Source organism: Streptomyces sp. NPDC053541, assembly GCF_044544705.1.
GTDB lineage: Bacteria > Actinomycetota > Actinomycetes > Streptomycetales > Streptomycetaceae > Streptomyces.
In genome coordinates this window covers 662,575-674,664 of record NZ_JBITXM010000002.1, presented here as the reverse complement: position 1 = coordinate 674,664, position 12,090 = coordinate 662,575, and the positions used below count along the sequence as shown (strand labels likewise).

Annotated in this window: 12 protein-coding genes; 4 read left to right on the top strand and 8 right to left on the bottom strand. The window is 73.1% G+C overall.

Annotated elements, in window-relative coordinates; genetic code table 11:
• Nucleotides 1–144: 144 nt before the first annotated feature.
• The 7 genes from truB to rimP all read right to left on the bottom strand — a co-directional run bounded on the left by truB (nt 145) and on the right by rimP (nt 7,078).
• Nucleotides 145–1,041: a tRNA pseudouridine(55) synthase TruB gene (truB, locus tag ACIGW2_RS07115; protein WP_399841623.1), complete on the bottom strand. Its 897-nt coding sequence runs from the start codon at nt 1,039–1,041 to the stop codon at nt 145–147.
• Complete coding sequence (rbfA, locus tag ACIGW2_RS07110) at nt 1,038–1,478, bottom strand: 30S ribosome-binding factor RbfA (protein WP_356076749.1); 441 nt, start codon at nt 1,476–1,478, stop codon at nt 1,038–1,040. The genes truB and rbfA overlap by 4 nt, the downstream gene beginning before the upstream one ends.
• Nucleotides 1,479–1,507: 29 nt before the next feature.
• A complete protein-coding gene (locus ACIGW2_RS07105) occupies nt 1,508–1,801 on the bottom strand; it encodes a DUF503 domain-containing protein (RefSeq protein WP_361586092.1) in 294 nt (97 codons plus the stop codon).
• A 144-nt stretch (nt 1,802–1,945) separates the two neighbouring features.
• Nucleotides 1,946–5,026 carry a translation initiation factor IF-2 gene (gene infB, locus ACIGW2_RS07100; protein ID WP_399841618.1) on the bottom strand — a complete coding sequence of 1,027 codons (3,081 nt, stop codon included), beginning with the start codon at nt 5,024–5,026 and terminating at the stop codon, nt 1,946–1,948.
• A gap of 161 nt (nt 5,027–5,187) precedes the next feature.
• The gene (locus ACIGW2_RS07095) at nt 5,188–5,466 is read right to left on the bottom strand and encodes a YlxR family protein (protein WP_356076756.1); all 279 of its coding nucleotides are present in this window, start codon (nt 5,464–5,466) and stop codon (nt 5,188–5,190) included.
• Between the two features lie 101 nt (nt 5,467–5,567).
• On the bottom strand, nt 5,568–6,569 hold the full coding sequence (gene nusA / locus ACIGW2_RS07090) for a transcription termination factor NusA (RefSeq protein ID WP_356076758.1): 1,002 nt from the start codon (nt 6,567–6,569) through the stop codon (nt 5,568–5,570).
• Nucleotides 6,570–6,571: 2 nt separating this feature from the next.
• Entirely contained in the window at nt 6,572–7,078 is a 507-nt protein-coding gene (gene rimP / locus ACIGW2_RS07085; protein ID WP_399841614.1) for a ribosome maturation factor RimP, read from the bottom strand.
• A gap of 230 nt (nt 7,079–7,308) precedes the next feature.
• Between rimP and ACIGW2_RS07080 the strand changes: the two genes are divergently transcribed.
• The 4 genes from ACIGW2_RS07080 to ACIGW2_RS07065 are packed head-to-tail and all read left to right on the top strand — an operon-like array spanning nt 7,309 to nt 10,250.
• Entirely contained in the window at nt 7,309–7,854 is a 546-nt protein-coding gene (locus ACIGW2_RS07080; RefSeq protein WP_399841612.1) for a hypothetical protein, read from the top strand.
• Nucleotides 7,851–8,279, top strand: coding sequence for a ferritin-like domain-containing protein (locus ACIGW2_RS07075; RefSeq protein WP_361586105.1), 429 nt, complete (start codon nt 7,851–7,853; stop codon nt 8,277–8,279). Before ACIGW2_RS07080 ends, ACIGW2_RS07075 begins: the two co-directional genes overlap by 4 nt.
• A gap of 54 nt (nt 8,280–8,333) precedes the next feature.
• Nucleotides 8,334–9,218, top strand: coding sequence for an aminoglycoside phosphotransferase family protein (locus ACIGW2_RS07070; protein WP_399841611.1), 885 nt, complete (start codon nt 8,334–8,336; stop codon nt 9,216–9,218).
• A 54-nt stretch (nt 9,219–9,272) separates the two neighbouring features.
• Nucleotides 9,273–10,250 (top strand): SPFH domain-containing protein, encoded by a 978-nt coding sequence (locus tag ACIGW2_RS07065; RefSeq protein ID WP_399841608.1) that lies wholly within the window; start codon nt 9,273–9,275, stop codon nt 10,248–10,250.
• Nucleotides 10,251–10,325: 75 nt separating this feature from the next.
• Here the strand turns inward: ACIGW2_RS07065 and ACIGW2_RS07060 are convergent, their stop codons facing one another.
• Entirely contained in the window at nt 10,326–12,029 is a 1,704-nt protein-coding gene (locus tag ACIGW2_RS07060) for a proline--tRNA ligase (protein WP_391652727.1), read from the bottom strand.
• Nucleotides 12,030–12,090 lie beyond the last annotated feature (61 nt).

Sequence of the window (12,090 nt, the reverse complement as noted above, 5' to 3'; positions counted from 1 at the left end):
GGGCGGGGCCGGGGGGGGGGGGGGGGGGGGCCCCCCCCCCCCCCCCCCCGGGGGGGGGGGGGGGGCCCGGGGCCGGGGGGGGGCGCCCGGGGGGGGGGGGGCCCCCCGGGGGGGCCCCCCCCCCACCGCCGTTTTCCGGGCGGCTCAGCCGAAGACGGCCAGGCTCTTGGCCTTGCCCCGCTGCTCCTCGACGAGCGCGAGCAGCTTCCCGTCCGGCCCGAAGACCGCGACCGGGCCCTTGGGGTACTCGGGCATCTCCAGGCGCACGCCGTTGAGCAGCAGCCGGGCGCGCTTCTCGTCGACGTCCCAGCGCGGGAACGCCGCCGCGGCGGCCTCGGCGACCGGCATCACGGTCAGCTCCTCCTGGAGCTGGTCCAGGGTGCGGGCGCTGTCCAGCTTGTACGGGCCGACCCGGGTGCGGCGCAGCGCGGTCAGGTGGCCGCCCACGCCGAGTCCGGCGCCCAGGTCCCGGGCGAGCGCCCGGATGTACGTACCGGAGGAGCAGACCACGGAGACGACCAGGTCGAGGACCGGGGTGCCGTCCTCCGCCTCGGCCTCGCGCACGTCGTACACCCGGAAGGAGGAGACGGTCACCGGACGGGCCGGGATCTCGAACTCCTCGCCGCCGCGCACGCGCGCGTAGGACCGCTTGCCGTCGATCTTGATGGCGGAGACCTTCGACGGCACCTGCATGATGTCGCCGGTGAGCTCGGCCACGCCCGCGTCGATCTGCTCGCGGGTGACCTTCGACGCGTCGACCGACGCCGTGATCTCGCCCTCGGCGTCGTCCGTGACGGTGGTCTGGCCCAGGCGGATGGTGCCCAGGTACTCCTTCTCGGTCAGCGCGAGGTGACCGAGCAGCTTGGTCGCCCGCTCCACGCCGAGGACGAGGACGCCCGTGGCCATGGGGTCGAGCGTGCCGGCGTGGCCGACGCGGCGGGTCTTGGCGATCCCCCGCATCTTGGCCACGACGTCGTGCGAAGTGAAGCCCGACGGCTTGTCGACGACGACAAGACCATCGGGCGTCTTTCCTGTACTCATTCGGCGGCTTCGTCCTCGCCCTGCTTCTTGTACGGGTCGGCGTCACCGGCGAAGGTGGCGCCGGAGGACGCCTGCCGCACCTGGGCGTCGGAGGCCCGCGCCTTGTCGAGGAGGTCCTCGATGGTCCGGGCGTTCTCCGGGAGGGCGTCGGCCACGAAGGTGAGCGTCGGGGTGAACTTGGTGCCCGCTGCCTTGCCGACGGCGGACCGCAGGATGCCCTTGGCGCTCTCCAGGCCGGCGGCGGCGCTCGCGCGCTCCTCCTCGTCGCCGTAGACCGTGTAGAAGACCGTGGCCTCCCGCAGGTCACCGGTGACGCGGGTGTCCGTGATGGTCACGTGCGTACCCAGGCGCGGGTCCTTGATGCCGCGCTGCAGCTTCTCGGCGACCACCTCCCGGATGAGGTCCGCCAGCTTCTTCGCCCGCGCGTTGTCGGCCACTGGTCCGTCTCCTTCTTTGCCTTGCTCATTCAGTCTTCATCAGTGTGGAGCCTGCGTCGCACCGACAGCAGCTCCACCTCGGGCCGGGCCGCGACCAGCCGCTCGCAGCGGTCCAGCACGTCCGACACGAACCCCGCGTCCCCGGACACCAGCGCGACCCCGACACGGGCCCTGCGGTGGAGGTCCTGGTCGCCGGTCTCGGCCGCGCTCACGGAGAACTTGCGCTGGAGCTCGGCGACGATGGGCCGGACGACGGAGCGTTTCTCCTTCAACGAATGAACGTCGCCGAGGAGCAGATCGAAGGACAGAGTCCCCACGTACATGCGGTGCCGGATGTCCCGCCGGTTCGGGTTCGACGTCCCGCCGGACCGACGCCCGGCGGGGGAACATCAAAACCGTACACGCAACGGCCGGGGCCGATCGACGGAAATACTTCCGCCGACCGGCCCCGGGCGCAGCTGGCCGCGTTACGCGCGCGGCTTCTCGCGCATCTCGTACGTCGCGATGACGTCGTCGACCTTGATGTCGTTGAAGTTTCCGAGGTTGATACCACCCTCGAAGCCCTCGCGGATCTCGGTGACGTCGTCCTTGAAGCGACGCAGGCCCTCGATGTTGAGGTTCTCCGCGACGACCTTGCCGTCGCGGATGAGGCGCGCCTTGGTGTTGCGTCGCACCTCGCCCGAGCGGATGAGGACACCGGCGATGTTGCCCAGCTTGGACGAGCGGAAGACCTCGCGGATCTCCGCCGTACCGAGCTCGACCTCTTCGTACTCCGGCTTGAGGAGGCCCTTGAGCGCCGCCTCGATCTCCTCGATCGCCTGGTAGATGACCGAGTAGTACCGGACGTCGACGCCCTCGCGCTCCGCCATCTGCGCGGCACGGCCGGCCGCGCGGACGTTGTAGCCGATGACGATGGCGTCCGAGCCCATGGCCAGGTCGATGTCCGACTCGGTGACCGCACCCACGCCGCGGTGCAGCACGCGGATGTCGACCTCCTCGCCGACGTCGAGCTGGAGCAGGGAGGACTCCAGGGCCTCGACCGCACCGGACGCGTCGCCCTTGATGATGAGGTTGAGTTCCTGGACCTGACCGGCCTTGAGCACCTTGTCGAGGTCCTCGAGGGACACCCGGCGGACGCGCTTGGCGAAAGCGGCGTTGCGCTCGCGCGCGGCGCGCTTCTCGGCGATCTGGCGGGCCGTGCGGTCCTCGTCGACGACGAGGAAGTTGTCGCCGGCGCCCGGGACGTTGGTGAGACCCAGGACCAGGACCGGAGTCGACGGGGTCGCCTCCTCGACGTTGTTGCCCTTGTCGTCGAGCATCGCGCGGACACGGCCGTACGCGTCGCCGACGACCATCGTGTCGCCGATGCGCAGGGTGCCTCGCTGGACGAGGACGGTCGAGACCGCACCGCGGCCGCGGTCGAGGTGGGACTCGATCGCGATGCCCTGCGCGTCCTGGTCCGGGTTGGCCCGGAGGTCGAGCGTGGCGTCGGCGGTCAGGACGACGGCCTCGAGCAGCTTGTCGATGTTGAGGCCCTGCTTGGCGGAGATGTCGACGAACATCGTGTCGCCGCCGTACTCCTCCGCGACCAGACCGAACTCGGTGAGCTGACCGCGCACCTTGACCGGGTCCGCGCCCTCGACGTCGATCTTGTTGACCGCGACGACGATCGGGACGCCGGCGGCCTTGGCGTGGTTGAGCGCCTCGATCGTCTGCGGCATGACGCCGTCGTTGGCCGCGACCACGAGGATCGCGATGTCGGTCGACTTCGCACCGCGGGCACGCATGGCGGTGAACGCCTCGTGACCCGGGGTGTCGATGAAGGTGATCCGGCGGTCCTCGCCGTTGACCTCGGTGCCGACCTGGTAGGCACCGATGTGCTGGGTGATGCCACCGGCCTCGCCCGCGACCACGTTGGTCTTGCGGATCGCGTCGAGGAGTCGGGTCTTTCCGTGGTCGACGTGACCCATGACGGTCACGACCGGCGGACGGGACACGAGGGCCTCTTCGCCGCCCTCGTTCTCGCCGAACTCGAGGTCGAAGGACTCGAGCAGCTCACGGTCCTCCTCCTCGGGGGAGACGATCTGAACCGTGTAGTTCATCTCGTCGCCGAGGAGCTGCAGCGTCTCGTCGGAGACGGACTGCGTGGCCGTGACCATCTCGCCGAGGTTCATCATGACCGCGACGAGCGACGCCGGGTTGGCGTTGATCTTCTCCGCGAAGTCGGTGAGGGACGCACCGCGCGACAGGCGAATGGTCTCGCCGTTGCCGCGAGGCAGCATCACGCCGCCCACGGACGGGGCCTGCATGGCCTCGTACTCCTGGCGCCTCTGCCGCTTCGACTTGCGACCGCGACGCGCGGGACCGCCGGGACGACCGAAGGCGCCCTGCGTGCCACCACGGCCACCCGGGCCGCCGGGACGGCCGCCGAAGCCGCCGGGACGACCGCCGAAGCCGCCGCCACCGCCACCGGGACCACCGGGACGACCGCCGCCGCCACCCGGACCGCCGGGACGGCCGGCGAAGCCGCCGCCACCGCCACCGGGACCACCGGGACGGCCGGCGAAGCCGCCGCCGGGACGCCCGCCCGGACCGCCGGGACGACCGCCGGGGCCACCCGGGCCACGGCCGCCGGGGCCGGGACGCGGGCCGGCAGCGGGACGCTGCGGCATCATGCCCGGGTTCGGACGGTTGCCGCCGGGGCCGCCGCCGGGACGCGGGGCCTGCGGACGGGGCATGCCACCCGGGGTCGGGCGCGGAGCGCCGCCCTGGGGACGCGGGGTGCCGGGAACGCCGCCCGGACCCTGCGGACGCGGGGCGCCGCCGGGGGCACCGGGGCCGCCGGGACGCGGCGCGCCGCCCTGCGGGCGGGGAGCCTGCGGGCGCGCCATGCCGGTGGAGCCACCGGACGTGAAGGGGTTGTTGCCCGGACGCGGACCGGCCGGACGGGCACCCGGACGCGGGGCCTGCTGGCCACCGGGACGGGGGGCCTGCTGACCCGGACGCGGCGCCTGCTGACCCGGACGGGCCGAGGTCGGACGCGGGCCGGGGGTGGCGCCACCGGGGCGCTGACCGGCGGCCGGGGCCGACGGGGGCGCGGTGAACTCCGGGGCGGCCGGGGCCGGGGCGGCCGGAGCCGGCTTGGGCGCGGGCTTCGGGCCCGGGCGGGGGCCGGACGCGGCCGGAGCCGGGGACGGGGTGCTGCTCGCGGGCGCGGCCGGGGTGGCCGGGGCCGCAGGCGCGGCGGGGGCCGGCTTGGGGGCCGGGGCGCCGGGCTTGGGGGCAGCGGGACGGGCCGCGGCGGCCGGAGACGGCGCCGCGGGCTTGGGGGAGGGCGCCGCCTTGCGGGGCGCGCCGGGCTTGGCAGAGGTCTTGCCGGCGCCACCGCCGGGACCCTGCAAAGCGTCAGTCAACTTGCGCACGACCGGCGCCTCGATCGTCGAGGACGCCGAACGGACGAATTCACCGAGTTCTTGGAGCTTGGCCATGACGACCTTGCTCTCCACACCGAACTCCTTGGCGAGTTCGTATACCCGGACCTTAGCCACTTCGCTCCTTTGAGGTCCGGTTACCGCCGGACCGTCGCTACTTCATGGGCGTACTCATCGCGTACTCATCGAGTGCTCATCGCAATCTCGACCTACTTCCGACTCGCGAGGTACCTGACCGCACGGGGTTCCGTGCCGTACATCTTTTGTGCCGTACTTCTCTACGGTGCGGCCTGCTCGACATGTGCGCGAAGCGACGCCGTGTCGAGCGGACCCTGGACCCGAAAGGCCCGTGGGAACGCCCGGCGGCGCACCGCCAGGTCGAAACAGACCGAGGCGGGGTGCAGGTACGCACCCCGGCCGGGCAGCGTACCGCGATGATCGGGGACGCACTCGTCCTTATTCACCACGATCCGCAGCAGCTCGTGCTTGGCCGCTCGCTCCCGGCATCCCACACAGGTTCGCTCAGGGCATGCGCGGGCATGCGTCCGGCCAGACACGTTAAGTCTACCTCCCCGTACCGACCTCACCCGTTTGGGGCAAAAATCGAACAGTCGTTGGCCAAAAAGGATCAGTGCCGGTACGGGACCGGGCAGCCGTGCTACTGGGCGGCGGGCTCGCCCTGCTGCTCGGTGTCCGGGCGGATGTCGATCCGCCAGCCGGTCAGGCGCGCGGCGAGGCGGGCGTTCTGGCCCTCCTTGCCGATCGCCAGCGACAGCTGGTAGTCGGGCACCGTCACCCGGGCCGACCGGGCGGCGAGGTCCACGATCTCGACCTTGGAGACCCGGGCCGGGGAGAGCGCGTTGGCCACGAGCTCGGCCGGGTCGTCCGACCAGTCCACAATGTCGATCTTCTCGCCCAGCAGCTCGGCCATCACGTTGCGCACCCGGCTGCCCATGGGGCCGATGCAGGCGCCCTTGGCGTTCAGGCCCGAACGGGTGGAACGGACCGCGATCTTGGTGCGGTGACCGGCCTCGCGGGCGATGGCGGCGATCTCGACGGAACCGTCGGCGATCTCCGGCACCTCCAGGGCGAACAGCTTCTTCACCAGATTGGGGTGGGTGCGCGAAAGGGTGACGGACGGACCGCGCACGCCCTTCGCCACCCGCACGACGTAGGTGCGCAGCCGCAGACCGTGCGTGTAGTCCTCGCCCGGCACCTGCTCCTGCACCGGAAGGATGGCCTCCAGCTTGTCGTCCAGCTTGACGAGGACGTTCTTCGGGTCCTTGCCCTGCTGCACCTGGCCGGCCACGATGTCGCCCTCGCGACGCGCGTACTCGCCGAAGGTGACGTCGTTCTCGGCGTCCCGCAGCCGCTGCTGGATGACCTGGCGGGCGGTGCTCGCGGCGATCCGGCCGAAGTCCGACGGGGTGTCGTCGAACTCCTTGGGCTGCTGCCCCTCCTCCAGGTCGGCGGGGTCTTCCTTCGCCCACACCGTCACGTGACCGGTGTGCCGGTCCAGCTCCACGCGCGCGTGGCGACGGGCGCCGGGGACCCGGTGGTAGGCGATGAGGAGGGCCGACTCGATCGCCTCGACCAGCATCTCGAAGGAGATTTCCTTCTCCTGTGCCAAGCCCTTCAGGAGCTTCACGTCGATGTCCACGGCTACGCCTCCTCTTCCTTCTTGTCCTTGCGGTTGAACTCGATCTCGACACGCGCCTTCGCGATCTCGGCGAACTCGACCCGGCGGGCGGTGGCCTTGCGGCCCTTCACGCCCGGCACCTCGGTGTCCAGACCCGACTCGTCCACGGCGAGGATCCGGGTGACCAGCTCGCCGCCGCCGGCCTCGGGGGTCAGCTGGAGCTTGACCAGCCGGCCGGTGGCGCGCACGTAGTGGCGGGATTCGGTGAGGGGGCGGTCCGCGCCCGGGGAGCTGACCTCGAGGACGTACTCGCCCTCGCCCATGACGTCCGTCTCGTCGAGCTTCTCGGAGATGACGCGGCTCAGCTCCGCGCAGGCGTCCAGCTCGACGCCCTGGTCGGAGTCGACGATCACCCTCAGCAGTCCGCGGCGGCCGGCCCGGGACAGCTCGATCTCCTCGAGGTCGAGGTCCTTCGCGTGAACGAGCGGCTCCAGAAGACCGCGCAGCCGTTCGTTCTGGGTGGTGCTCATCCGGGTGACTCCTCGGCCGCGTGTGCTGTTGTGGGTTCGTCGCGTGTCAGATCAAAGGGTATCCGGTCCCGGAGGGTGTTGCCGTCCACACGGCCGGGCACCGCGGGTACGCTCGCCTGCGGCGATCTTCGAAGCTTTTCGAACACCACGAGACGCGAAGAGACACGAAGAGACACGAAGAGACACGGCACGAGCCACCGAGCCACCGAGGCACATCGAGGAGGAGAAGCGTGACGACCCTGGGCAGGCGCGCGCTCCTGGGCGCCGGAGCCGCGGGCGCGGCGGCCGCACTGGCCGGCTGCACGTCCGAGGACACCGGCGGCGGGCCACGGAAGCCGGACGCCGCCGCGCGCGCGGCCGCCGCCGAGGCGGCCCTGCGCCGCCGTTCCGCGGCCGCCGGCCGTGACCTGGTGACCCGGTACGACGCCGTCATCGCCGCCCACCCCGCGCTCGCGCCCCGGCTCGCGCCGCTGCGTGCCTCGGCGGCGGCCCACGCGGCCGCCCTCGCCGAGGGCGTCCCGGCCCCGGCCCCCGGCCCCTCCGGCACCGGCTCCCCGACCGCCCCGCCCTCCCCCACCCGGTCGCCGGCGCCCGTCCGGGTGCCCGCCGACCCGGCCGCCGCGCTCAAGGAGCTCACCGCCGCCGTCCGGGCGACGGCCGACACCCACACGGCCGCACTCCTCACCGCCCCGCCCGAGTACGCCCGGCTGCTCGCCTCCGTCGCCGCCGCCGGCGCCGCCCACGCCTATCTGCTCACCGAAGGGGGCCGCGGATGACGGCGCTCGATGCCGCCCAGGCCGCGCTGGCCGCCGAGCACGCCGCCGTGTACGGCTACGGGGTCGTCGGCGCCCGGGCCGGCGCCGACCGCCGGGCCGAGGCCCGGGCCGCCCACGAGGCCCACCGGGCCCGCCGGGACGCGCTCCGGCGCACCGTGCGCGACCTGGGCGGCGAGCCGGTCGCCGCGGCCGCCGGCTACGCCCTGCCCTTCGAGGTGCCGGACCCGGCCGCCGCCGTCCGGCTCGCCGCCCACCTGGAGGACCGGGTGGCGGGCGTCTACTCCGATCTGGTGCGCTCCGCCGACGGGCCGCTGCGCCGTGAGGCGGCGGCCGCGCTGCGCGAGGCGGCGGTGCGCGCGGTCCGCTGGCGGGGCAGCGACGTAACCTTTCCTGGGCTCGCGGAGCGGGCTCGGGTCGGGTCCTGAACCCGGCCGGGCCGGCCCTCGGGCACCGCAGGAGACGAAGGAATCAACGCACGCATGGGTTTCGAACCGCCGCAGCGACTGGTGCGGGCTCTCGGCGAGACGTACGGGGACGCTGCCGCGGCCGGGTGGCTGGAGGCGCTTCCCGAGCTCGCCCGGGACACCCTGGACCGGTCGGGTCTGGCCGCCGAACGCGTGATGGCCCCGGGCGGGCGCAGCAGCCTCGTCGTGCTGGTGCCCGACGGCGTCGTGAAGCTCGCGCCCTCCTTCGCCCGGCCCGATCTGGAGCGGGACGCGCTCGCGCACTGGAACGGCTGGGGCGCCGCCCGGCTCCTGGGCGAGCCGGCACCGGGCGCGCTGCTCCTGGAGCGGCTGCACCCGGAGGTCTCGCTGCGCTCGCTGCCGGAGGCGAAGGCGCTCCTGGAGGCGGCCGGAACGGTGCGCCGGCTGTGGGTGGAGCCCCCGGCCGGGCACGGCTTCGAGTCGGTGGCCGAGCGCACCGCGCGGCAGTCCGCGCCGATGGAGGCGCACCGGGCCGACCCGGAGGCGGGCGCGCTGGTGGCGGCCGCCCTGGAGGCCCGTACCGAGCTGCTGGCCTCGCCGGTGGAGGCGCTGCTGCTGCACGGGCAGTTCCGGCAGGGCAAGGTGCTCGCCGGCGACCGGGCGCCGTGGCTGGCGGTCGGGCCGGAGCCGCTGGTCGGCGAGCGGGCCTACGACCTGGCGCGGCTGGTCCGGGACCGGGTGGAGGACCTGGTGGCGGCCTCGGCGGGCGCCTCGGCGGCCCGGCGGCGGGTGAACAAGCTGGCCGACTCGCTGGAGCTGGACCGGGAGCGGCTGCGCGGCTGGACGCTGTTCCGCGCGGTCGAGTCGGCGACCCGCGCGCTGGCGGCGGGCCGCCGGACGGACGCGGAGCTGCTCCTGGAGTTCGCCGGCTGGCTGTGAGTCGCGGCCCCTTTGCGGGGAATACCCTTTCTGTATCCCTTTGAGGGGGCCGTGATGATGCAGGAAATCCTGATGGCGGCCGTCGGCGCGGGCGCGGCCGTGGCCGTGTACGCCGGTGCGGCGGCCCGGGTCGTGAAGCAGTACGAGCGCGGGGTGGTGTTCCGCTTCGGCCGGCTGCTCGACGGCGTGCGCCAGCCCGGCTTCACCATGATCGTTCCGGGCGTGGACCGGCTGCACAAGGTGAACATGCAGATCGTCACGATGCCGGTGCCGGCCCAGGAGGGCATCACCCGGGACAACGTGACGGTGCGGGTGGACGCGGTGGTCTACTTCAAGGTGGTGGACGCGGCCGAGGCGCTGGTGCGGGTGGAGGACTACAAGTTCGCCGTCTCGCAGATGGCGCAGACCTCGCTGCGGTCGATCATCGGCAAGAGCGACCTGGACGACCTGCTGTCGAACCGCGAGAAGCTCAACCAGGGCCTGGAGCTGATGCTGGACTCCCCCGCCATCGGCTGGGGCGTGCAGATCGACCGGGTCGAGATCAAGGACGTGTCGCTGCCGGAGACGATGAAGCGCTCGATGGCCCGGCAGGCCGAGGCGGACCGGGAGCGCAGGGCCCGGCTGATCAACGCGGACGCGGAGCTGCAGGCCTCGAAGAAGCTCGCGGAGGCGGCCCGCCAGATGGCGGACACGCCCTCGGCGTTGCAGCTGCGGCTGCTCCAGACGGTGATGGCGGTGGCGGCCGAGAAGAACTCGACGCTGGTGCTGCCGATCCCGGTGGAGCTGCTGCGCTTCCTGGAGCGCGCGCCGCTGTCGGAGACGGCGGGCCGTCCGTCGCCGCCGGTGGCCGCGCCGGACGCGCCGCTGGTGGCCGGGCCTCCCCCGGTGCCGCCGGAGATCGCGGAGCCGCCGTCGGCCGGGCCCTCGCGTCCGGAAGCCTATCTGGTGGGCCGCGGCGACGCGATGGACGCCATCGAGGACCTGACGGGCGCGTCGGTGGACCCGGCGCCCCGGGAGGAGGACGGCTCCTGAGCCGTACGGGGCAAGGCGCGGCCGTACGCCGAAGGGGGCGGGCCCGGCACGGACCCGCCCCCTTCGCGCCTGTCGTCACGCCGAGAGGCGGGCGATCGCCTCGTCGACCGTGAGCTCCTCGCGCTCGCCGGTGCGGCGGTCCTTCAGCTCCAGGACGCCCTCGCCGGCGCGGCGGCCCGCGACCAGGATCTTCGGGACGCCCATGAGCTCCGAGTCGGTGAACTTCACGCCCGGGGAGACGCCGGCCCGGTCGTCGACCAGGACCCGCAGGCCGGCCGCGGCCAGCTTGTCGGAGACCTCCAGGGCCAGCTCGGTCTGCAGGGCCTTGCCGGCGGCGACGACGTGCACGTCGGCCGGGGCGACCTCGGCGGGCCAGCACAGGCCCTTCTCGTCGGCGGTCTGCTCGGCGAGCGCGGCGACGGCGCGGGAGACGCCGATGCCGTACGAGCCCATGGTGACGCGGACCGGCTTGCCGTTCTGGCCGAGGACGTCGAGCTTGAGCGCGTCGGCGTACTTGCGGCCCAGCTGGAAGATGTGGCCGATCTCGATGGCGCGGTCCAGCTTCAGGCCGGTGCCGCACTTGGGGCACGGGTCGCCCTCCTGGACGACCACGACGTCGACGTACTCGGACACCTCGAAGTCACGGCCCGCGACGACGTTCTTCGCGTGCGTGCCCTCCTTGTTGGCACCCGTGATCCAGGAGGTGCCGGGGGCCACGCGCGGGTCGGCGAGGTAGGTGACCTTCTCCAGGCCCTGCGGGCCGACGTAGCCGCGGACGAGGTCGGGGCGCTTGGCGAAGTCCTCCTCCGTCACCAGCTCGACGGTGGCCGTCGGGCCGAAGTGCTCCTCGACCTTGTCCATGTCGACCTCGCGGTCGCCGGGGACGCCGACGGCGAAGATCTCGCCGTCGACCTTCACCAGGAGGTTCTTCAGGGTCGCGGAGGCGGGCACGCCCAGCGAGGCGGCGAGCGTCTCGATGGTCGGGGTGTCCGGGGTGGGGATCTCCTCGGCGGCCGGGACGGCGGAGCCGTCGACCGGCTTCACCGCCTGGTACACGGCCTCCGTGTTCGCGGCGAAGTCGCAGTTCGGGCAGTCGGCGAAGGTGTCCTCGCCGGCCTCGGCCGGGGCGAGGAACTCCTCGGACTTGGAGCCGCCCATGGCGCCGGCGGTGGCGGCGACGATGCGGTAGTCCAGGCCGAGGCGCTCGAAGACCCGCCGGTACGCCTCGCGGTGCAGCGCGTAGGACCGCGCCAGGCCCTCGTCCTCCAGGTCGAAGGAGTACGAGTCCTTCATGAGGAACTCGCGGCCGCGCAGGATGCCGGCCCGGGGGCGGGCCTCGTCGCGGAACTTGGTCTGGATCTGGTAGAGGATGACCGGCAGGTCCTTGTAGGACGAGCACTGGTCCTTGACCAGGAGGGTGAAGATCTCCTCGTGGGTCGGGCCGAGGAGGTAGTCGCCGCCCTTGCGGTCCTGGAGGCGGAACAGCTCGGCGCCGTACTCGTCCCAGCGGCCGGTGGCCTCGTAGGGCTCGCGGGGCAGCAGCGCCGGCAGGGAGACCTCCTGGGCGCCGATGGCGTCCATCTCCTCGCGGACGATGCGCTCGACGTTGGCGAGCACCTTCTTGCCGAGGGGCAGCCAGCTCCAGATGCCGGCGGCGGTGCGGCGCACGTATCCGGCGCGGACCAGGAGCTTGTGGCTGAGGACCTCGGCGTCCGCCGGGTCGTCGCGCAGCGTCTTCGCCATCAACTGGGACATGCGCTGGACCGGTGCGTTGGCCATGGTTCTCGTACTCCTGCCGGGACTGACGTTGATGGCCCTGAGGTTAGCCGGGCCGCCCCTG